At 68.3% G+C, this 22,449-nt stretch carries 16 protein-coding genes; 6 read left to right on the forward strand and 10 right to left on the reverse strand.

Going from position 1 to position 22,449, the window contains the following annotated elements; translation table 11 throughout:
- Positions 1-23: 23 nt before the first annotated feature.
- Positions 24-344, reverse strand: coding sequence for a PepSY domain-containing protein (locus tag FHU13_RS11945; RefSeq protein WP_183436101.1), 321 nt, complete (start codon positions 342-344; stop codon positions 24-26).
- A 148-nt stretch (positions 345-492) separates the two neighbouring features.
- Between FHU13_RS11945 and FHU13_RS11950 the strand changes: the two genes are divergently transcribed.
- On the forward strand, positions 493-1,116 hold the full coding sequence (locus FHU13_RS11950) for a thermonuclease family protein (protein ID WP_183436102.1): 624 nt from the start codon (positions 493-495) through the stop codon (positions 1,114-1,116).
- A 40-nt stretch (positions 1,117-1,156) separates the two neighbouring features.
- Here the strand turns inward: FHU13_RS11950 and FHU13_RS11955 are convergent, their stop codons facing one another.
- The 7 genes from FHU13_RS11955 to FHU13_RS11985 form a co-directional block, all read right to left on the reverse strand.
- Positions 1,157-2,143, reverse strand: coding sequence for a Hint domain-containing protein (locus FHU13_RS11955; protein WP_246714623.1), 987 nt, complete (start codon positions 2,141-2,143; stop codon positions 1,157-1,159).
- 214 nt (positions 2,144-2,357) lie between these two features.
- Complete coding sequence (locus FHU13_RS11960) at positions 2,358-2,672, reverse strand: hypothetical protein (protein ID WP_183436103.1); 315 nt, start codon at positions 2,670-2,672, stop codon at positions 2,358-2,360.
- Positions 2,672-3,022 (reverse strand): DUF3325 domain-containing protein, encoded by a 351-nt coding sequence (locus FHU13_RS11965; protein WP_183436104.1) that lies wholly within the window; start codon positions 3,020-3,022, stop codon positions 2,672-2,674. The genes FHU13_RS11960 and FHU13_RS11965 overlap by 1 nt, the downstream gene beginning before the upstream one ends.
- Positions 3,019-4,647 (reverse strand): PepSY domain-containing protein, encoded by a 1,629-nt coding sequence (locus FHU13_RS11970; RefSeq protein WP_183436105.1) that lies wholly within the window; start codon positions 4,645-4,647, stop codon positions 3,019-3,021. The genes FHU13_RS11965 and FHU13_RS11970 overlap by 4 nt, the downstream gene beginning before the upstream one ends.
- Positions 4,644-4,946 carry an iron transporter gene (locus FHU13_RS11975; protein WP_183436106.1) on the reverse strand — a complete coding sequence of 101 codons (303 nt, stop codon included), beginning with the start codon at positions 4,944-4,946 and terminating at the stop codon, positions 4,644-4,646. Before FHU13_RS11975 ends, FHU13_RS11970 begins: the two co-directional genes overlap by 4 nt.
- 10 nt (positions 4,947-4,956) lie before the next feature.
- Positions 4,957-7,314 carry a TonB-dependent siderophore receptor gene (locus tag FHU13_RS11980; protein WP_183436107.1) on the reverse strand — a complete coding sequence of 786 codons (2,358 nt, stop codon included), beginning with the start codon at positions 7,312-7,314 and terminating at the stop codon, positions 4,957-4,959.
- Between the two features lie 414 nt (positions 7,315-7,728).
- Positions 7,729-8,007 (reverse strand): hypothetical protein, encoded by a 279-nt coding sequence (locus FHU13_RS11985; protein WP_183436108.1) that lies wholly within the window; start codon positions 8,005-8,007, stop codon positions 7,729-7,731.
- A 510-nt stretch (positions 8,008-8,517) separates the two neighbouring features.
- On the opposite strand from FHU13_RS11985, the gene FHU13_RS11990 reads away from it, so the two are divergent.
- Positions 8,518-8,709: a hypothetical protein gene (locus FHU13_RS11990; protein ID WP_183436109.1), complete on the forward strand. Its 192-nt coding sequence runs from the start codon at positions 8,518-8,520 to the stop codon at positions 8,707-8,709.
- Between the two features lie 47 nt (positions 8,710-8,756).
- Here the strand turns inward: FHU13_RS11990 and FHU13_RS11995 are convergent, their stop codons facing one another.
- Entirely contained in the window at positions 8,757-9,428 is a 672-nt protein-coding gene (locus FHU13_RS11995; RefSeq protein ID WP_183436110.1) for a class I SAM-dependent methyltransferase, read from the reverse strand.
- A gap of 277 nt (positions 9,429-9,705) precedes the next feature.
- On the opposite strand from FHU13_RS11995, the gene FHU13_RS12000 reads away from it, so the two are divergent.
- From FHU13_RS12000 to FHU13_RS12015, 4 genes are all read left to right on the forward strand, one after another.
- The gene (locus FHU13_RS12000) at positions 9,706-14,430 is read left to right on the forward strand and encodes a malectin domain-containing carbohydrate-binding protein (protein WP_183436111.1); all 4,725 of its coding nucleotides are present in this window, start codon (positions 9,706-9,708) and stop codon (positions 14,428-14,430) included.
- Positions 14,431-14,503: 73 nt separating this feature from the next.
- Positions 14,504-16,027 carry a phosphomannomutase/phosphoglucomutase gene (locus tag FHU13_RS12005; RefSeq protein WP_183436112.1) on the forward strand — a complete coding sequence of 508 codons (1,524 nt, stop codon included), beginning with the start codon at positions 14,504-14,506 and terminating at the stop codon, positions 16,025-16,027.
- A 627-nt stretch (positions 16,028-16,654) separates the two neighbouring features.
- Positions 16,655-18,115 (forward strand): right-handed parallel beta-helix repeat-containing protein, encoded by a 1,461-nt coding sequence (locus FHU13_RS12010; RefSeq protein ID WP_183436113.1) that lies wholly within the window; start codon positions 16,655-16,657, stop codon positions 18,113-18,115.
- Positions 18,116-18,491: 376 nt separating this feature from the next.
- Positions 18,492-19,922: a right-handed parallel beta-helix repeat-containing protein gene (locus tag FHU13_RS12015; protein WP_183436114.1), complete on the forward strand. Its 1,431-nt coding sequence runs from the start codon at positions 18,492-18,494 to the stop codon at positions 19,920-19,922.
- A 275-nt stretch (positions 19,923-20,197) separates the two neighbouring features.
- On the opposite strand, the gene FHU13_RS12020 is transcribed toward FHU13_RS12015, so the two are convergent.
- Positions 20,198-22,387: a GumC family protein gene (locus FHU13_RS12020; RefSeq protein ID WP_183436115.1), complete on the reverse strand. Its 2,190-nt coding sequence runs from the start codon at positions 22,385-22,387 to the stop codon at positions 20,198-20,200.
- Between the last annotated feature and the right edge of the window lie 62 nt (positions 22,388-22,449).

The following is a 22,449-nucleotide window of genomic DNA, read 5'->3' on the forward strand; positions in this document are numbered from 1 at the left end:
CAGCCGCCTCGCTCGCGCCGGCCTCAGTCATCGTCGTCGACGTCCAGAAGCTTGAGGGAACTGGCGTCGATCTTCACGTCGCGGCGGCGCCCATCGGTGCCGAGGATGCGCAGCTTGTAGAGCCAGCGCCCGTCATCGCGCTTGAGGTCGAGCGCGACGACGTCTCCCGGCACGGCGGCTCGGGCAGCGGCGAGCACCGCGTCGAGCGGGCGGATCTCGCCCCGCTCCAGCGCCCGCCGCGCCCGCTCGCCGTCGTCGTCGGCCCGCGCCGGGACAGCGCCGAGAGCCGGAGCCAGCGCGGCGAGGGCGAGGAGGAGCGGGCGATAAGGCAGGGGACGGAACATGGCGCGATGCGGATGTGCCGGAGCCCGACTGACGCGAGGCTGACAGCCGACGTCAGGCTCGCGCGCAAGGCAGTTTGCGAGAAGGCGGCATCCCCGGCGCAGCCCTGACCGGCACGCCATCCGCACTCTCCCCGCGAGTCCGATCCCGATGTCGCTCACCGCTACCATTCTGCTGATCTACGCCGCCTGCCTCGTCGGCACCATCGCCAGCCCGGCCCGATCCAACGGGGATCGGCCCTCGGAAGAGCCGGGCGCCCGGCTCTTGCTGGCCGCGCTCCTCGTCCCTGCGCTGGCGCTGCTGGCCGGACTCGAGGCGCCGCCGGCCCGCGCGGGCGAGGCGGCGCTCCGGACGGTGAGCGGTCCCGCCACCGTCATCGACGGGAGCACGCTCGAGATCGGCGGCCGACGCCTGCGGCTCCACGGCATCGACGCGCCCGACCTCGACCAGATCTGTTCCGACGGGCATGAGCGCGACTATTCCTGCGGCCGTGCCGCCGCCAAGGCCCTGGCGGCGCGGATCGGCGGGGAGAGCGTGACCTGCGAACCGAGCGCCGCCGCGAACGGCAGCGCCGGGGTCCTGTGCCGGCTCGGGGAGGACGACCTCGCGGCCTGGATGGTCGCCAACGGATACGCGGTGGCCGACCGCAGCGTCTCGGCCGACTACACCGACCAAGACCGCCGCGCCTGGGGCCGCCGCCTCGGCCTCTGGGCCGGGGTGTTCGAACTACCCTCAGAGCGCCGTCGGCTGCGCGGGGCGAGCGCGGGCCTCTGACGCGCGGGTTGCACAATCTGGCCGGTGGCGTTCTGCCGGCCTACAGCGCCAGCTCCCCGTCCGACCATGCGCCGTGGCGATCCAGGGTGGCCGTGAAGACGGCGTCGAGACGCAGGCGCTCGGCCTCGATCTGCGGCCCGTCCACGGCCACCGGCCGGCAGCGGCCGTCCCAGCCGGCGGGTACGAAATCGGGGTTGCGCAGGGCGTGGTCGGAGCCTTCGACGAAGAAGGCACGATCCCCGCCGTCGATGTAGCTCTCGGCCGGCAGGCCCTCGGCCAGCAGGATGTCGTGGGCATCGAGTTCGACGTGCCAGTAGGTGACGGCCTCGACCACCTCGCGGGCGATCGTGATGCCGTTGATCAGGCACATCACGGGCACGAGCACGCCGCCCTCGTGGTCGGCATCCGCCCCGACCAGGACCGGGTGGCCCGGCGAGAGGAAGAGGTCGCGGGTCGGCAGGCCGCCGAAGGCGCCCGCGCGTACGCGGACGGGCTGCCGATCATGGTGCAGGGCCTTGCCGCCGCCGTCGAGGACGCGATGGCCGATCCAAGTGATCGTCCGGCGCGCGCCGGACGCGGTGACCGCGACGTCGCACGCGCGCAGATCCTCGACGGCCACTTCGCCGCGTTCGGTCAGGATACGGGTGCCCGAGCCGTAGCAGAGGACGTTGTAGTCGCCCAGGGCTGTATTGCTCACATTCACGACCTGCCCAGGGGTGAGCGGACTGTTCGACAAAATGATATAGCCGCTATTGCCGCTGGCCCCATTCGGCTGATTTGCAAGCACGATGAAATTTGGATTGTCGAAATTTGTCGCGTAGAGAGTTGTGTTGGATTCTGCCCCGAATCTGTTGATATTGATATTTACTGGATCGTTGAGGTTGGATACAGATCCATTGGCAACGACGTTGTAATCTTGGTTGATGCTATCGACAGTAAAGCTTGTGCTATTGTTGTTCGATATGGTCGCGCCCGCAGATTGTCCGGCGCGGAACACCGTGTTGTTGAATACGATTGGCAGAGCCAAGACTATTCCCCTGCCGATTGCTGACTCGCGTACTGATGGTACGATTCGTCGGGCGCACAAGACTGATTTGAGAATGGTCAGATTGCCAAGCTTGTGTCCAGCGCAGATGCACCTCGAGCAGCGGCGGCGCATCGGGGCGCGTAAAGTGGCCACGGCAACGCCATCGCCGGCCGGAGCGCGTCGGCCGCGTAGGAGGCGCAGGACCGGCGCCGGGTCAGCGCAGCTCTGTGAGGCGGGAGGCCTGCCGCGCGAGCCCGCCGGCGAAGTCGCGCAGGGCGGCGTCCACCAGGGCGGCGACCTGCGCTTCCGTCTTCGGCGCGCGGATCACGAGGCTCGCCATCACCTCCGGGTGGACCCGCCGCTGCTTCGGGGTGCGGGCATGGTTCGACAGGCGCAGCCGCTCAGGCCCCTCTCCGCGGGCGAGGTAGAGGCTGTCGCCGCGCTCGTTGCGGGCGGTCTCGCGAAAGCCGTGCGCGGCGAGCAGGCGGCTCGCATGGGCGAGCGCCTGAAGCGGCTTGAGCGGTCGCATCAGGCCGAGGCGGCGAGGACCGCCAGCGGCAGGGCGGCCGCGACGAGGGCGGCGAGCGCGGCGGGGGCGACGTAGCGCGGCCGGTAGGACAGGAGCAGCACCAGCCCGAGCGCCGCGCCGGTGAGCGCGCCGACCCACTGCACGGGACCGAACGCCCAGCCCTCCCACAGCCCGGCGACGAAGAACGAGACGGCGATGGCTCCCCAGCCGAAGAGGCGCAGGCGCAAAACCGCCGCCCGCTCCGCCCTGCGGCCGAACACCTCCGCATGGTGCCGGTTCAGGCTGAGGCAGAGGGCGGCGAGCGCGGCGAAGCTGAGGCCCAGATTCGCGGCGAGGACGAGGGGCGTCATGCGTGGGTCGGCTCCGGACGCCGCGCGGGCGTGCGGGCGGGGGAGGGGGGCGCCGCGGCAGATGTCGCGGCGCCCGCCGGATTCACGCTCCGATCCCGAGCCCGATCCCGTTTGGGCGCCTCGTAGCGCAGCACCTTGCGGGCGGCGACGGCGAACAGGCCCGCGAGCAGCAGCATCGCACCGTCGAACCACGCGAAGAGCGGGTCGCCGCCGCCGAGCCGCAGGGGATGGTCGGGAATCGTCAGGATGTCGGCCGTGATCACCGCGAGGCAGAGCACCGAAACGGCGGCCAGACCCTCGCACCACGCCCGGCGCTGCGGACGGACGAGCGGCACCAGGGCCGCGACGATCCAGGCGCCGAAGAAGGCGCGGATCTCCCATTCCTCGCGCCCGGCGAGATCGACGGGCAGGAGCCGGTTGGCGATGAAAAAGACGGCGACCGCCGCCGGCAGGCCGGCGATGCTGCCGACGTTCAGCGCCTGGACCAGCCGCAGGCCGAGGAAGGGCCGCTCCCCCGCCTTCGGCAGGCGTGCCAGCGACCAGAGCACGACCCCCGTCGCGACCATGGCGCAGCCCATGATCCCGCATAGGAAGAACAGCAGCCGCAGCAGGGGGCCGGCGAAGTGGCCCTCGTGCAGGCCCGTCATCACCGTGAAGGTCTTGGCTGCGGGCTTGAGGCCGCCGTCGCGGACTTCGAGGATCTCGCCGCTCACGCCGTCGAAGGCGATCTGCGGATGCTCGTGCGAGAGGCCGTGCGGCTCCTCGAACACGGCGACCACGGTGGCGTTGGCGTCGCCCGGATTGACGATCATGAGCCGCTCCAGCGGCTCCGGCCGGGTCGCGAGCGCCCGCTCCACCATCGGCCCGACCGGGGCGAGGGGGGCGGCCTGCTTCGCGGGCGGACGCGGGGTGGTGATCCAAGCGGCCTCGGTGAAGAAGGCTTGAGCGTTGCCCTTGTAGGCGGCGGTCACGCCCCAGGGCATGTAGAAGGTCGCGAGGGTGACGATCCCGGTATAGGTGATCATCACGTGGAACGGCAGCGCCAGCACGCCGGTGACGTTGTGGGCGTCGAGCCAGCTGCGGCGGGGCGCCTTGTCGCGGCGGAAGGTGAAGAAGTCGGCGAAGATCCGCTTGTGGGTGACGATGCCGGAGATCAGCGCCACCAGCATGATCATCGCGCAGGCCCCGACGACCCAGCGTCCCCAGAGCGGCGGCATGTGCAGCTCGAAATGGAAGCGGTAGAGGAAGTCGCCCCCCTGCGTGTCCCGCACGGTCGCTTCGGTTCCGGTCCGCGGATCGAGCAGGACATGGCCCGGCTGCTCACCGGGGCGGGTGCGCCAGAACAGGTCGAGCACCGGCTTGTCCGGCTGCGGCAGGCCGACGAACCACGTCCGGGCTTTGGTCGCGTGCTGGCCGAGATAGGCCACGGCCCGCTCGGCGGCCGCCCCGAGGGCGGCACCCTCCAGCGGCTCGGTCCGGGCGAGTTCGGGGCGCATCCAGCGGGAGATGTCCGGCCGGTAGTAGCTCGCGGTGCCGGTGACGAAGATCGCGAACAGCACCCAGCCGACGATCAGGCCGGACCAAGTGTGCAGCCACGCCATCGACTGGCGGAAGCTTCCCTTCATGGTGCGTATCCCCGCATCGCCAGCCAGAGGAGGGCGCCGAGCACGAGGGCCGTTCCGGCGACCGTGAGGAGCGCCCGCAGGAACGTGCGCGTCGCGAAGACGAGCACGACGATGCCCGCCATCACGGCAAAGCTGAGAAGCGTCGCCGCCCCCACCGCCTCCGAGCGCGCCATCGGCAGCGTCAGCGACAGGAGCGCAGTAGCGAGCGCCGCGACGCCGTAGCCGCCGCCCGCCGCCAGCACGACCCGGCCGGCCACGGAGGCCCGTTCCAGTGCTGTCGTTCTGCCCTGTGCCGCCATGCGAGGCTTCCTACCAGCGGTAGCGCAGGGTTGCATAGACGGTCTGCGGCAAGCCGTAATAGCAGCTCGTGTAGCCGTTGCAGCCGCTGACGTATCGTTCGTCGAGGAGGTTGGTGGCGTTCACCTGCATCGAGAAGCCCTGAAGCGTCGCATCGAGGTACTTCAGCTCATAGTTGAGCGTGGCGTCGACGAGCACGCTTGCCGGCACCTTGAAGGTGTTGGCCGCATCGCCCCAGGACGGTCCGAGGTAGCGCACGCCGCCGCCGACCTCCAGGCCGAGGAGCGGCCCTTCGTTGAAGCGGTAGGTCGCGAGCAGCGAGGCGGTGGAATCCGGCACCAGCACCGGGCTGCGGCCCTGGAGGGGAACCATCTGACCAGGGGTCAGGTCGTTGGCGGTTCTGCCGTTGTCCCGGACGTTGCGGATGTCGAGGAGCGAGAAGCCGCCGATCAGGGTGACGCCCTCGGTGAGGTTCGCCCGCGCCTCGAACTCCACGCCCTGCACGCCGACCTGGCCGGTCTGGACGACGAAGGCACTGCCGTTTACGGGGTCCGCGGTCGTGCGGTTCGATTGGCGGATGTCGAAGAAGGCCGCGGTGAGCAGGATGTCGGTGCCGGGCGGCTGGTACTTGATCCCGGCCTCGTACTGGTCGCTCAATTGCGGATCGGGCACGCGCCCAACGGTGCCGAAGGCCGGATCGAATACGCGGCCCGCGACGATCGGCTCGAAGGCTTGGCTGTAGGATACGTACGGCGCCACGCCGGAATCGAACAGGTAGAGCAGGCTCGCCCGGCCGGTGAAGGCGTCGGCCGGCGCGTCCTGGAGCGTCAGGGTGCTCGGCCGGCCGGCAGGGAAGGACCGGGTCGGCCCGGTCTGGCGCGCCACGTCGTAGCGCCCGCCCAGCGTCAGCACGAGGCGGTCGAACTTCATCTGATCCTGGAAGTAGACGCCGGTCTGCTGCGCATCGACCCGTGAGACGGTGTTGAAGGCCGGGACCGCGATGTTCATGTCGTAGTTCGGCGCCAGCACGTTCAGGTCCGGCGCGTCCGGGAACGGGGAGCCGCTCGTCCGGGTGCTGAAGGTACGGTGATCGACGCCGAGCAGCGCGGTGTGGGCGATGAAGCCGGTGTCGAAGGTGGCGACGAAGTTGCTGTCCATCGTGTAGGCTTCCGCCGCCACGTTGGTGCCGATCACGGCGCGGGGGATCAGCGGGCCGGAGGCGAAGGGGCCGTTGCGGGGATTGAAGGCGCTGTAGACGCTGCGGTAGTCGCCCTGCGTGCGCAGGTAGCGCCCGGCCGAGTGGAAGCGCAGGTTCTCGTTGAAGCGGTGGTCGAACAGGTACTCGATCGAGGCCTGGGTCCGGTCGGAGCGCTCGATGCCGCGATCGCCGTCGTAGAAGTTCACCGGCAGGCGACCGACAACGCCGTTGCCGAAGTTGCGCGGGAACACCGTGCCGACCGCCGGGAAGCCGCCGTAGAATCCCGAGAACGGATCGCGCTGGTAATTGCCGATGATCGTGAGCTGGGTGTCGGCGGAGGGGCGCCACGACAAGCTCGGGTTGATCAGCGCGCGCTCGACCCGGGTCGTATCCACGGGGCCGTCGCCGTTCCAGCCGAAGCCGACGATGCGGTAGGCGAACTGGTCGGCGAGCCAGGGCACGTCGGATGGGATCGGCCCGCCGACATCGACGCCGCCGCGCACCTCGCTGAAGCCGCCGCCCTGCACGAAGACCTCGCCGTGCCGGACGAATTGCGGCACCTTCGACACGAGGTTGACGATGCCGCCCGGCCCCGACTGTCCGTAGAGCACCGAGGCCGGGCCCTTGATGACGTCGATGCGCTCGAGCCGGTAGGGCTCGATCGTGGCGTTGGCATCGCGACCGCCGATCAATGCCATGCCGTCGAGGAAGACCGGGGCGTTAAAGCCGCGAATCAGGAACTGCTCCAGGCGGGTCGAGCCCGCGCCGCCGCGCTGCTCCGTGGTGACGCTCGGCGTGTAGCGCAGGGCCTGGTTGATGCTGAGCGCGTTCTGATCCTCGATCTGCTTGCGGCCGATGACGGAGATGGACTGGGCCGTTTCCAGGATCGGCGTGTCGGTCTTGGTCGCGACGGTGCTGCGGCTCGCGACGTAGCCGGGAACTGCTCCCGAGGCCCCGCCCGGACCGTAGAGCGCGCCGCCGAGCGTGGCGCCGCGGCCCTCGCCGGTCACGCTCAACTCGGACAGTTCGATGGCGCCGGCCACATCCTGTGCGAGGCCCGGCCCGGCGAGGCCGCACAGGGCCGTTCCGGACAGGACCGTCGAAGCCAACAGGCGTGAAACCCAGCCCGCACGCGGAGCCAGCCGAGCGAAGGCGGTGCGATCTTCGAACATTTTTTCCGGAACGCTTTTAACTTAGGTTATTAAAACCTAAGAAGACACAACGAACTATGCGCCGCGTATGGCAAGGACCGAATGATGCATGCAAGATCTATGTTTTATAACTGTTATAAATACAAATACTTGGGCTGATGATCTCGTTTGTGCGCAACCATTCTACTTATTTGTTTTTCTGTAGCCTGTTGCTTTGTCGCATCGGCGGGTCTCGCCTTCAGAGGGAGCGGGGGCGTGAACGAGGCTGTCGGACGAGGGCGGCGCAACAGCGGGCGGCGCAGCGCAATCCGGGGCATGATCGGATAGCGGCGCTCGACGCCGCGGGGATTGCCTCCACCGGTTCTCGACGGTCCGCAGCCGGCCTCCGGAGCGGGGTCTGAGAGCCGTTCCTTCGGAAAGCGCTCTGGTGAAGTCCTACAGATCCGTTCGAGCCGAGCCGCTCACAACCTGCCGGCGGTCGAATGGGTCCCAGATTCCCTCGAAGACCGGAGCGGGGCCCTTCGGCGGCTCGCGGACCGGCATCATCGCGGCTGGAGCGAGCGTCTGCTCCAGGGCGGGCGCGATGAGGAGCAGCGTTGCGGCCGTACCGACGGCACACAGCGTCGCGATCACCCAGCGCGGCATCTCCCAGCTGTGGAGGAGAACGGACCCGGCCGCGAGGAGCGCGAGAGATCCGACGAGTTTGGGAAACATCGAAGCCTCGACGCGAACGACTCGGAGCCGCCGGTGCGAGCGGGATGCCATCGCATCCTGTGCCGGATCGGGACATACGGGCCGATCCTGAAACGGATCCCGGTGGGTGGCGGTCCCGACTCGCGCGTAATCACCCCCTCGCGCGTCGTCGCCCTGGGGGACTGCCTTGCGGAATAGTGATCAATTCATCCGTGGACGGAACGATATTTCATGTTAGGCAGGCTCAACGGTTCCACGATCCCGAACGATCGGGAGCCGATCCCATGCGGCGAGAGAGGCCGAACCAAATGTCGAGCATGCTGTCCGTGATCGCTCTCCTTGTGACCCCCATGGGGGCTCTTGCCGTCGGCACCTGGGCTTTCGGTCGCCGCCGCCCCACGTCCTGATCGTCTGCCGTCATATGATCGAGCAGGGTGGCGCTCCGGCGCGGTGCCCTGCCGATTTCCGACACAATGCGGCATCACCGATCAGACATCGTGGCGCGACTGCCGGCGAAGGGAGACCTTACGCATGACGATCCTGATTCGGTCCGCACGTGGCCTTGCATCCTCCGCGCTTCACCTTGCCCGCTTCCTGCCGACGGTGATCCCGCTCGCGCTCGTCTCGATGATCGGCCTGACGGCTAGCCGAACCGCGAGTGTCGATCTCGACGGCGATGGCGACGAGGCGACCCGCTCCGTCGTCTACCGTCACTACATCTGAGCCTGCCTGTCGTCGCAGTCTCTGTTAACGAGGGTGACCGGGAGCGGTCAGGCGTAGGCGACCCAGCCTCGGAACGCGAAGCCGACGTAGAAGAGGCTGATTCCATCGAACCCGGCCTCCCGCAGGAGCTGCTCGTCCTCCTCCGGCGTGAGGATCGGCAACCGCTCCGCGATGCCGGCTCGCGCGTTCTCGGCCTGTGACGGCTCGATTCCCGAGGCGATGGCGAAAGCGGCATAGCGCGAGAGCCACAGATCGCGCGCGCCGTCGCCCTTCGGAACGCTGAAATGGGCGACGACGAAGGGTGCCCCCGGCTTCAGACGACGCCGGACCTCCCGGAGCGTATGCAGGCGCTCCCGACGCTCGATGAAGTGCAGCGTCAGGATGCAGGTCGCGGCATCGAACGGACCCTCCGGCGCGACATCGATGAGCCCCTGATGCAAGCGTGTGCGGGCCGAAAGGTCCCCGAGGGTCCGTTGCGCCAGGCTCAGCATCTCGGCGGAGGGATCGACTCCGTCGAAAGACCAGTGCGGCTGCGCCTCGGCGAATGCCTTGAGTTCGAGGCCGCCCCCGGCGCCGAGCACGAGGATTCGCGCATCCTCCAGAGCCCGTTCGGCGAGGAGGATCATCGCCATGCGGTGCAGGCCCGCGAAACCGGGCACCATCCGAGGTGGATTGTCGGCGTAGCGTGCGACGGCCTGCGGATCGGAAAACGGGTTCATTGCTGCGGGCTATCATCACACCGCAGATCTGTGAACGTTCGGCCGCCTTCGCCCGAAGGTTCCCTTTCGGGCAAAACTCGGTCGAGAGCGCCTCTTACGCCTCGCGCCGGCGCCCACCTTTTGGATGCTCCTTCGCCGAGCGGGCCTCCCCTTCGGCGGAGGACGCGCTAGCCCGGAAGAGCGCCGCGGAATACCGCTGCGCGCATGAAGCCCGGATCGGGCGCGGATACGGTCGACCCCACGCTTGATGCCAAGCCTGATGCGCGGGGGGATGACCATGGCCGACGTGACGTTTTCTCAATCGACACTTGCCGGTTACTCGGGGTTGGCCTCGGCCCTGCAATGGGGGCCGGACGGGCGCCTCTACGTCGCCGAGCGGTTCGGCAGCATCAAGGCCCTCACGGTCGCCCAGAACGGCAACGGCTACGTCGTCACCGCCACGGAATCGATCGACCTCATCCTCAACCTGCCCAACCACAACGACGACGGCACGCTCAATGCGAGCCTGAAGGAGCGGCAGGTCACCGGCATCCTCGTCACCGGAACCGCCGACAACCCCGTCCTCTACGTCACCTCGAGCGACCCGCGCATCGGTGCCGGCAACGGCGGCGAGGATACGAACCTCGACACCAATTCCTCGATCATCTCGCGGCTCACCTTCGATTCCGTCACCGACACGTGGAAGAAGGTCGATCTCGTGCGCGGCCTGCCCCGCTCGGAGGAGAACCATTCCGCCAACGGCATGGCGATCTCACCCGACGGCAAGACGCTCTACGTGGCGGTGGGCGGCAACACCAATGCCGGCGCGCCCTCCAACAACTTCGCCGGCCTGCCGGAATTCGCCTACGCGGCGGCCGTGCTCAAGGTCGATCTCACGGCCCTCGACGCCATGACGCTGAAGAACCCGAACGGGCTCAACCCCTACCTCTACGACCTGCCGACCCTCGACGATCCCTACCGCCCCAACAACGGTACGGCGGGCAACGAGAACCCGGACGGATCGGATGTCAGCGGCCCGTTCGGCGGCCGCGACGGCTTCAACATGGCCAAGATCACCGCCGGCAGCCCGGTTCAGGTCTACTCGCCGGGCTACCGCAACGCTTACGACGTGCTGCTGACCTCTGACGGCAAGATGTTCACCTACGACAACGGCGCCAACAATGGCTGGGGCGGGCGCCCCTCGGACGCCAACGGCAACGTCGTCACAAGTCAGAACCAGATCCCGCTCAACACGCCCGATCTGGACGGCGGCACCAAGCGGCTCAACTACGACCAGCTCCACGAGATCACGGGGCAGGGCTATTACGGCGGCCATCCCAACCTCGTGCGGGCGGTGGGAGGTCAGGCCGGCTGGCTGCTGACGCCGGGGGCGGGCGTCACCGGTGCGACCTTCCTCCCCCACGGCAGCGCCGGCCTGCCCGCGGACTTCGACTCGGTGATCCCGGCCGGCACCGCCGACCCGCGCGAGAGCGTGTTCTTCGAGGGCGGCATCAGCGACGGGGCGCTCGATACCGGCCAGGGCTCGCTCAACGGGCTCGCCGAATACACCGCCTCGACCACGTGGACCACGGCGAACGGCGGCACCACGAGCATCAAGGGCGCCATCCTCGTCACCGATCTGGCGGGTTACCTCCACATCATCCCGCGCAACGCCTCGGGCGGGGTCGACACCACCGTCGGCGCCGCCGGCCAGATCGTGGCGGCCGGCAAGCAGGTCGTGCCGATGGGCGGCGGCGCCCCGCTCGGCATCGACGCGGTGGGCGACGGCAAGCCGTTCGCCGGCACCGTCTGGGTCACGACCTTGGCCGACGGCAACATCAAGGTTCTGACGCCGGGGCCGACCAACCCGCAGAACCTCGACCTCGACGGTGACGGGATCAACAACACGCTCGACCCTTTCGCCCTCGACCCCGACAACGGCACCGCGGGCACGGACGTGATCTCGGGGGCTGAGACCCTCGTGTTCAACTTCGAATCCGGCTCGATCCCGGGCACCTTCGGCGGCAGCGGGCTCACCGGCGCGATGATCAACGGGCTCGACCCGTTCCTCGACGGCGGCCTCTACACCTCGGCCAACATCATCGCGGGCGGCGCGGGCGGCGTCATCCAGTTGAAGAACGTGCAGGAGGGCGACTTCACGGAGGGCAACAACACCCTCAAGGACGCGCTCCAGGCCGGCGTCACCTTCGACGACAGCGTCGCCACCGCCAACGTCACCATGACCATGGCGAACTGGATCCCGAACGCGACGAGCAACGGCGGCTTCCCCTCGGCCGGCCTGCAGATCGGCACGGGCGACCAGGACAACTTCATCAAGCTGGTACTGGGCGGGCGCGGCGAGAGCGCGGGGGGCAAGTACACCAGCGCGATCCTCGAGACCTCGATGGAGAATCTCGGCGTCGCGCAGACCAGCGCGGTGACCAACAACGCGCTTCTGAATGCGGCGAATGCGAGCTGGGTGCAACTGCGCCTCGCGGTCAATCTCGAGACCAACACGGTGACGCCGTACTGGCGCTTCGGCACCGGCGCGGTCTCCTCCGCCACCGACGCGAACAGCGCGTTTACCGCCGGCACCAGCATGAGCGTGCCGAGCGGCAGCGCGCTCCTGAAGGCGATCCAGGGCGACTACACGGTCGGCGGCAAGGCGAGCGGGATGGCGGTCGGGCTGCTGGCCACCTCCAATGACGGCGCGCCGTTCACGGCGGATTTCGACGGGATCACCATCACGACGACGGCGAAATCGGGCACGACGAACCCGGTGGTCGCGGCGATCAATGCCGGCGGCGGAGCGCTGACCCAGGACGGGATCGGCTTCTCGGCCGACCAGTACTTCACCGGCGGCGCCACCTTCATCGACGGCAGCGGCGGCAACGGCCTGCAGCCGGCCTTCGCCAACACCGTCTATCAGACCGAGCGTTACGGCAATTTCAGCTACGCCATCCCCGTGGCGAGCACGAGTCAGGCCTACACGGTCGAGTTGCGCTTCGGCGAACTCTGGTGGAGCAATCCGGGCCAGCGGGTGTTCGACGTCTCGCTCGAAGGCCAGACCATCCTCAACGACCTCGACATCCTGGCCCAGACCGGAAACTTCAACACGCCCTACACCTACGTCTCGGGCCCGATCACCGCGGGGGCGAACGGCACGCTCGATCTTCAGTTCCTCAACGGCATCGACAACGCCAAGCTGAGCGGCATTGTCGTGCGGCAGGCGAGTGGCGGTGGCGGCACCGACATGACCAAGCCGACGGTGGGCCCCTTCACGGTTCAGGCTCCCGTGGCGGGCGATGCCAGCGCCAGCGTCACGGTCGTCTACAACGACGCCTCGGGCATCAACCTCGCCAGCATCACCGCGGCCGACATCGCGGTGACGGGACCCGGCGCGATCGGGGCGATCACGCTACAATCCAAGACGAGCACCAGCGCGACCTCGGCCACCGCCACCTACATCGTCGCCGCACCCACCGGGGGCTGGACCAACGGCCAGTACACCGCGACCGTCAAGACCGGTGAGGTGTCTGACGCGAGCCCGGCGGCCAATACCAACCTCGCAGCCTCGCAGCTCTTCTCGGTCCAGACCAGCAGCGCGGGCGGGATCGTCGCGGCGATCAATGCCGGCGGCGGAGCGCTGATCCAGGACGGAATCAGCTTCTCGGCCGACCAGTACTTCACCGGCGGCGCCACCTTCATCGACGGCAGCGGCGGCAACGGCCTGCAATCGGCCTTCGCGGGCACCGTCTACCAGACCGAGCGCTACGGCAATTTCAGCTACGCCATCCCCGTGGCGAGCACGAGCCAGGCCTACACGGTCGAGCTGCGCTTCGGCGAACTCTGGTGGAGCAATCCGGGCCAGCGGGTGTTCGATGTCTCACTCGAAGGCCAGATCGTTCTCAACGACCTCGACATCCTGGCCCAGACCGGAAACTTCAACACGCCCTATGCCTACGTTTCGGGCCCGATCACCGCGGGGGCGAACGGCACGCTCGACCTGCAATTTGCCAACGGCATCGACAACGCCAAGCTCAGCGGCATCATCGTGCGCCAAGCCACGGGAAGCACCGACATGATCGGTCCGAGCATCGGCTCCTTCGCCGTCGATGGCCCCGCCTCCGGCAGCGGTGGGGCCAGCGTGACGGTGGTCTACAACGACGCCTCCGGCATCAACCTCGCCAGCATCACGGCCGCCGACCTCGCGGTGAGCGGGCCCGGCGCGGTCGGTGCGATCAGCCTGCAATCGAAGGTGGCGACCAGCGCGACCTCGGCCACCGCCACCTACCTCGTCGCCGCGCCGGCGAGCGGCTGGGCCGATGGCGCCTACACCGCGACCGTCAAGGCCGGCGAGATTGCCGACGGAAGCCCTGCGGCCAACACCAACGCCGCCGCCTCGCACGGCTTCACCATCGACGTGACGCCGGGGGGCGACACCCTCGTCATGGCGATCAATTCCGGTGGCGGCAACTATACCCGCGCGGACGGGACCCTGTTCGAGGCCGACATGGTGGTCGCTCCGCACCGCTTCTACGTCGCCGGCCAGGACGGAAACGCCGTCTTCGCCGACGTCGATCCGATCGCCGGTACCAACGAGGACGCGCTTTACCAGAATCAGCGCTTCGGCTGGGCGAGCGCCTCGACCACGGATGCCGATGACGGGCGCTTCGGCTACGCCGTCAAGAACGCGGACGGCAGCGCGCTGGCATCCGGCTCCTACAAGGTCATCCTGCACTTCGCCGAGATCTACAACCAGCCTGACGATCCGGGCGGCCTCAGCGGAGCGGACCAGCGCCAGTTCAACATCGGCATCGAGGGCACCACGGTCGCCAATTACGACATCTGGGCTGCGGCCGCGGCGGGCGCGACGGCGACGACCCTGACGCGGACGGTCTCGGTCACCGACGGGACGCTCAACCTCGCCTTCTGGCAGGGGGCGGCCGAGAATCCGACCGTGGCGGCCATCGAGGTGTGGAAGGTCAACGGCGCTTCGGCCCTGGACGGTCTCTTGGTCTAGAATCTCAATCCGACTCGGTTTCCCTTCCGGCGGCCCACGAGGTCTCGTTCGCCGCCCGTGCGAAAGGTCTGTCATGTCCTCTGATCGCTCCAAGGCCTTTCCCACGCCTGTTCCGAAGCTCGAGCCGAACACCTTCGCCTTCGAGCAGTTGCCGATGGTCAAGCCCACCGGCTTTCGCGAGTACGATGCCCGCTGGCTGTTCCCGCAGGAGATCAACCTGATGGGCGTCCAGGCGCTGGGGCTGGGTCTCGGCACGCTGATCCATGAGCGCGGCGTGCGCCCCGACATCGTCACCGGCCACGACTTCCGCTCCTACTCCTCCTCGATCAAGCTCGCACTGATCGCCGGGATGCAGGCGGCGGGGCTGCGGGTGAAGGATATCGGGCTCGCGCTCTCGCCGATGGCCTATTTCGGCCAGTTCGCCCTCGATTGCCCCTGCGTGGCCATGGTCACCGCCTCGCACAACGACAACGGCTGGACCGGCGTGAAGATGGGCGCCGAGCGGCCCATGACCTTCGGCCCCGACGAGATGGGCCGCCTCAAGGAGATCGTCACCACGGGCGCGTTCCGGTACCGCGACGGCGGCGCCTACGAATTCGTCGAAGGGTTCGCCCAGGTCTATCTCGACGACCTCGTCGCGCGCGCCAAACCCGTCTCGCGCAAGCTCAAGGTCGTGGCCGCCTGCGGCAACGGCACGGCCGGCGCCTTCGCCCCCGCCCTCCTGGAGCGGCTCGGGGTCGAGGTGATCCCGCTCGACGTCGAGCCGGACCACTCCTTCCCGCGCTACAACCCCAACCCCGAGGACATGGCGATGCTGCACGCCATCGCCGACAAGGTGCGCGAGACCGGCGCCGATGTCGGCCTCGGCTTCGACGGCGACGGCGATCGCTGCGGCGTGGTCGATGACGAGGGCGAGGAGATCTTCGCCGACAAGATCGGGGTGATGCTGGCCCGCGACCTGTCCAAGCTGCATCCGGAAGCGACCTTCGTCGTCGACGTGAAATCCACCGGCCTCTATGCCGCCGATCCCGAGCTGAAGGCCCGCGGCGTGCGGACCGATTACTGGAAGACCGGCCATTCCTACATCAAGCGGCGGGTCAACGAGCTCTCGGCGCTGGCCGGGTTCGAGAAGTCCGGCCACTTCTTCTTCAACGCGCCGGTGGGCCGCGGCTACGACGACGGCCTGCTCACGGCCATCGCGGTGATCGAGATGCTCGACCGGAATCCGGGGCAGACCATGGCCGACCTCTACCGGGCGCTGCCGAAGACCTGGGGCTCGCCGACCATGTCACCGCACTGCGCCGACGAGGTGAAGTACGGCGTCGTCGAGGCCGTGACCGAGCGGTTCCGGGCGCTCCAGGCCGCGGGCGAGCCGGTGGGCGGCCACGCGATCACCGATCTTGTGACGGTCAACGGCGTGCGGGTCACCACCGCCGACGGCACCTGGGGGCTGGTGCGGGCCTCCTCGAACAAGCCCGAACTCGTCGTGGTCGTGGAGAGCCCGGTCTCCGAGGCGCGGCTGCACGAGATGTTCGCGGCCGTTGACGGGGTGCTGCGCCAGCATCCGGAAGTAGGAGCCTACAATCAGACGATCTAGAGGCGGCAGATTATCCAGAGGAGGATCCGATCGGGTTGAAATAACCTGATCGATGGATCTGTCTCGAGCCGGAATCATCTTGGTCTTGCGCGGGCAGGTAGGGGACGCTCCTGCCACGCGCCGAAATGGGCCGCAGCGGCAAGACGAATGGGCGGCGGCTGGTGCGTGGCGGGCTGCAGGCGTCCGGACCGCACCGCATCGGGGGTTTCCGGCGCGAATGCCGGGCACGTCGTAGCACGCCACGGATCGCCCGGCGCAACATCGGCCATGCAAATGGCTGGCGCGCCGCCACTGAGATGTGGCGTGCACGCTGGCGTGGCTGGCCCGACTCGGACGGCTCGCGATCTGCTTCGAAGGCTGGATTGCGTCGCCGGGCGCGTGAACGGCCCGAGGCATGGATGGCCCGGACGGGCACCAAACGTGGCCGTTCGGCAACAGATCGTTCGTCTGTCAGAAAAATTCCGACAAAGACACGCGAGAAAACAGCATTAAGCTGAACCGTTTTCGCGCGTCCATACCTCGTGGGGAGTAGTCCTTGCGGGGTACGTTGCAGATTTACGCAATCGATCCGCTCGATAACCTTCGTTAGGTCCCGCTCCGTTGCGATCACCGCATCAAGGAGCAATCATGCCTGCGGGCCAAACCTATAGCACTACCCCCATCCGCACGACGTACGACGGACAGGTTATCGAAAATCTGGATCTCTGGGTCTCCGACGGCGACGCCATCCGCGTCGATCACGACAACGTCGTCATCCGCAACGTCACCATCCACCATGCCGACGGCAACGGCATCGTCGTCGAGGACGTGAGCGGCGTCACCGTCCAGAACAGCCTCATCGTCAATTCCGACCCGCCGACCGGCAACGGCGGCGAGACCGATGCGGAGACCACCGGCATCCGGGTCGTCAACGCGTCCGGCTTCACCGCTTCGCACGTGACCCTGCAGGATAGCGGAACCGGCATCTATCTCGGTCAGTCCCCGAACGCGAAGCTCTCCTACATCGAGGGCCACAACTTCCACGGGCCCTTCCCCGGCGGTCAGCTCGTTCAGTTCTACCAGTCGCCGAACGGCAGCCTCTCGGACTTCGCCGTCACCAACGATCCGGGCCACTCGCATGTCGAGGACAACGTCTCGATCATCGACAGCCAGAATGTCTCGATCGCCAACGGCGTGATCGACGGCAACAACTCGCCGAGCGGCGCGGGCGTGATGTTCGAGGGCAATTCGCAGGGTGGCCACGTCGAGAACGTCGACGTGATCCACATGAGCAATGGCGGCTTCTCGTCCTACTCGGACGACGTCTCGTTCGTTGACACCCGCTCCTTCGACAACGATGCCGGCGACCAGGGCCGCGGCGTTTCGCTGTCGAACGGGCTGATCTGGAACACGAGCGGCCACAACGTCACGATCGAGGACTCGACCTACACGGATCCGGGGGTCCCCAACAACATCGTCTGGGGGACGTCCTCGGCCGGCGCGGACGTGTCGGCAGCGCCCTCGGCCACGCCGATGACGCCGATCCACAACGTGTTCGACGGGACGGCGACGGGCAGTGCGCCGGCTGCGACGCCGGCTCCGACCCCAGCCCCGGCTCCGACCCCGGCTCCAACCCCGTCTGCCACGGCTCCGACTGCCAGCCCGACGCCGGCCGGCACCGGCATCGACCGGGACGGCACGGCGGCCTCCGACACGATGACCGGCTCGCGTTTCGCCGACGACCTCGATGGGCGGGGCGGCAACGACACGCTCAACGGGCTGGCCGGCGACGACCGCCTCTACGGCGGGGCGGGCAACGACCGGCTCGACGGGGGCAGCGGCACCGACCACCTCTGGGGTGGTGCCGGCGCGGACCACTTCGTGTTCAAGGCCGGCAACGGCACCGACTGGGTCGAGGACTTCCAGCTCAACGGCACTGCGCAGGACGTCGTCGAAGTGAGCAAGTCGATGTTCAGTTCGTTCAACGCCCTGCTCTCCGCGGCCCATGATGTCGGCTCCGATGTCGCCATCACCTCGGGCGCGGACACGCTGTGGCTCGCCGACGTCCATAAGGCGCAGCTCTCGGCCGGCGACTTCCTGTTCGTCTGAGCCTGCCGCGCGCAACGCTGCTGCGCCGGCCACGTCCGGTCGAGGGCGAATCGGCGCCCGACGCTTCGTGAAACCAGCTCGGAAGCACGTTCGCGGGCCGGGCCGCGGGAGATCCTGCGGCCCGGCCGGCGGCGACGCGCCTTCGAATCAATTGCGGCCTGAACAAGCGTGGCCTTACAGCCACATCAATTGTGCGGCGCAAGAAATATCGCGCAGGGCCGTCCTCCTTAAAAAGCTTCGCTGTTAATAACTTCCCAGGCTGAATAGGTCTAATGGCCTAGTCCATGCTGTCGAAGTTGCAGATTTGCTCGGTCGATTTGCTGATTGTATTCCGATAGTTATTGATTTTGTTGAAATATTAACAAATGGAGTAGATATGCCTGCAGGTTTGATCACCAGCACCACTCCCATCCGCACGACGCATGACGGCCAGATCATCGAAAATCTGGATCTTTGGGTCTCCGACGGTGATGCCATCCGCGTCGAGCACGACAACGTCGTCATCCGCAACGTCACCATTCATCACGCCGACGGACATGGCATCGTCGTCGAGGATTCCAGCGGCGTCACTGTTCAGAACAGCCTCGTCGTCAATTCCGATCCACCCGACGGGAGCCAGAGCCTGGCGGGCGAGGCGACCGGTATCCGGGTCGTCAATTCACCCGACTTCACCGCCTCGCACGTGACCCTGCAGGACAGCGGCACCGGCATCTATCTCGGCAAATCGCCGGGTGCGACGCTCTCTCATGTCGAGGGTCACGACTTCCACGGACTCTATCCGTCGGGCCAGTTCGTCCAGTTCTACCAGTCGCCGAACGGCAGCCTCTCGGACTTCGCCGTCAGCAACGATCCGGGCCACTCGCATGTCGAGGACAACGTCTCGGTCATCGACAGCCAGAACGTGACGATCTCCCACGGCGTGATCGACGGCAACAATTCGCCGAGCGGCGTCGGCGTGATGTTCGAGGGCGATTCCCAAGGCGGCCGCGTCGAGAACGTCGACGTGATCCACATGGGCAATGGCGGCTTCTCGTCCTACTCGGACGACGTGACCTTCATCGACACCCGCTCCTTCGACAACATCGTCGACGACCAGGGCCGGGGTGATCCCATGTCCAACGCCGTCATCTGGAACGCGAGCGGCGACAACGTGTCGATCGAGGACTCGACCTATACCGACCCGGCGGTGGCCAACAACATCGTGTGGGGACCATCCTCGTCGGGCGCGGACGTGTCGGCGGCGCCCTCGGCCACGCCGATGACGCCGATCCAGAACGTGTTCGACTGGGTGGCGGGATCGGTCGGATCCGTCGTCGGAGTGGTGACGGGCAACAGCCCGGCATCGCCTCCCCCGGTCGCCGCCTCACCCTCCGGCGCGAGCCTCAACCGCGACGGCACCGCCGGTGCCGAGACCATGACCGGATCCAATTCCGCCGATGACCTCGACGGGATGGGCGGTAACGACACGCTCAACGGGCTCGCCGGTGACGACCACCTCTACGGCGGGGCCGGCAACGACCGGCTCGACGGTGGCAGCGGGACCGACCACCTCTGGGGTGGTGCCGGGGCCGACCGGTTCGCGTTCAAGGCCGGCAACGGCGTCGACTGGGTCGAGGATTTCGAGACCGGCGGCTCCGCTCCCGACGCGATCGAGATCAGCCGGTCGATGTTCGGCTCGCTCGATGCCGTCCTGGCCGCGGCACAGGATGTCGGCACCGATGTCGCGATCCGCTCAGGATCGGACACGCTCTGGCTCGCCGACACCCAGAAGGCCGAGTTGAGCGCAGGCCATATCCTGTTCGTCTGATTCCGCATCCGACCGGGATTGCGGCCGGGGCTGCGGGAGATCCTGCGGCCCCGGCTCGCTTTGGCGGGGATTGTGGGCGGCCAGGACCCCCTCGATCCCGGCCCGGAACGCGGCGAGCGTGCCCAGCGGCCGGGCGCAGCCGCCGCAGGCGATGGCCGCCTCGGCGGTCGGGTCCGCCGGCCAGGTGACGGCGGGGGAGCCGCAGGCCGCGCAGGCGAAGGTCCATTCGCTCACGAGGATCGCCGCTCCCAGGCCCACTGCGGATTGCGCGCCCATCAGGCGCTGTTCCGGTAGTAGTGCGAGAAGTCGCGGTAGAGCGTGCCGCGATCGGCGGCGCGGCCCTGGTGGCGCTTCAGGTCGACCTTGTTCAGGACGAGCCCGGCGACCGTCAGCCCGAGCCGGTGCATATAGGCGAGGCTCGCGGTGACAGCGGCCTTCTGGGTGCCGTGCCACGCCACGACGTGCACCACGGCATCGGCGTGCTGGCGCAGCAGCGCGACGTCACCCAGCAGCAGCACGGGAGGCACCTCGACGAGGATCACGTCGTAGCGCTCGCGCGCCTCGCGTACGAGCATGCCGAAGGTCGGCTCGGCATAGATATCGTGCCCGTCCTTGAGGCCGGAGACGCGGCGGATGGTCGAGATGCGGCCCTCCGCCTCCTCGTCGTCGGCCGGCGTCTCGGGGCCGGACTTGCCGGAGCGGGCATCCTCGATCGCGGCACGGCGGGGCGAGCCGTCGAGGATCAGCACCCGGCGCCCCATCGCGGCGAGCGAGCGCGCCACCGAGCGGGCGACCACGGACTTGCCCTCGCCCGGCATCGCCGAGGTGACGAGGACGACCTTGAGCGGTTCGCGCACCGCGACGAGTTCGGCCACCGCCGCCCGCACGGCCTCGCGGAAGACGAGATCCTGCTCCAGGCGCTCGCCCGAATGCTCCCCCGCCGGACGGTTCGGCAGCAGCGCGAGGCAGGGCAGGCCGGTCTCGGCCTCCATCTCGCCCTGGCTGCGGTAGCCACGGTCGCGGCGGTCGAGCGCGAGCGCCAGCACCGAGCCGGCGCCGGCGCCGGCGAACAGGCCCAGCCCGAGCACGAGGCCGAGGCCGGGGCCGGTGGGCAGCGTCGGCACCTTGGCCGGCGCCAGCATCTGCGCCATCACCGGCTTGAGCTCGCTCAGCGCGTTGGCGGTCTGGTAGCCCTCGTCGAGAACGCGCAGGCGGTCTCGGGCGGCGGTGGCGTCGGCCTGGAGCGCCCGCAGCTTTGCTTCGAGCGCCTTGCTCTCGATGAGCGAGCGGCGCACCGTCGCGACCCGAGCCTCGGCCGAGGCTTCGAGCCCGCGGGCGGCGCCGAGATCGACCTCGACCAGCTTCAGCACCTCGGCCATGCGGATCTGAAGCCGCTGCTGGAGTGCGGCGATCGAGGCCTTGAGGCGCAGCACGCTGGGGTGGTTGTCGCCGGAGACGGCGGTGAGCTGCTCCAGTTCCTGGCGCAGCTTGCTGTCATCGGCCAGCATCTGCTGGATCACCGGCGAGATCGTCGTGTCGGAGGCGTTCGGCACGCCGCCGAAGCGCATCACGTCTCCGGCGCGCTGGAGCCGCGCCTCCTCCGCCAGCCGCTTGGCCGAGGCGCTGGAGAGTTCGGTGAGGGCGTCGCGCAATTGCTGCTCGCGCAGGTCCACCCCCTCGCGCACCGACTCGACGAAGCCGGTGCGCTTGCGGAAGGCGTCGATCTCGCCCTCCAGCCGGGCGAGTTCGCCGCGCGAGACCTGGATCTGCTCGGCGTACCAGCGGCTCGCCCGCTCGGTGGCGAGCGAGGCCGCCTGCATCTTGCGGGCGAGGTACTCGGTGGCGAAGGTGTTGGCGGTCTCCGCCGCCCGCCGGGGATCGCGGTCGCGGTAGCCGATCGTGATCAGGTAGGCCTTGGCGTCGTTGCCCACGGTGAGCCCGCGCAGGAGCTGCTGGGCCCGGGCGTCCCGTTCGGTCTCCTGCTGCGTGGTCTCTTCCGGGCGAGGTCCGGAAGGCGCGGGCACCGCGGCCTGGACGCGGTTCGCGAGCGCTTGCCTCAGGGAGGCGACCCAGCCCGCGGAGAGCTCCTTGGCCGCATGCTCCGCATGCCCGGCTCCGGTCTCCAGCCGTCCCGCCACGGATTGGGCGATGGCGAAGGAGCGGATGATGCGCGCCTCGCTCTCCACCACCGAGGCCGGCTCCAGCGCGATCTGCGGGCCGGATTTGCCGGTCCCGCGCACGTCCTGGGTCTGGCCGAAATCGAACTGGAGCAGCACTTCGGCGACGTAGCTCGGCGGCAGGGCCATCGAGGCTGCCCCCGCCGCCAGCGCCGACAGCCCGGCGATCGAGGCGATCATGATCCGGCGCCGCCAGAGCACCGCGAGGGCGTGGCCCGTGACAGCCTCGTAATGGGCGGTCAGCGATCGCCCGCCGCCGGGCGGGTCGGCTTCGTGGAACGGGTCCATGGGTCACGCCTGCATCGGGATCGGAGGGGAGCGCGTCGAGGGCGGAGGGGGAGCGGCGGAGG

The sequence above is a fragment of the Methylobacterium sp. R2-1 genome, from assembly GCF_014191355.1.
In the GTDB taxonomy this organism is placed as follows: domain Bacteria; phylum Pseudomonadota; class Alphaproteobacteria; order Rhizobiales; family Beijerinckiaceae; genus Methylobacterium.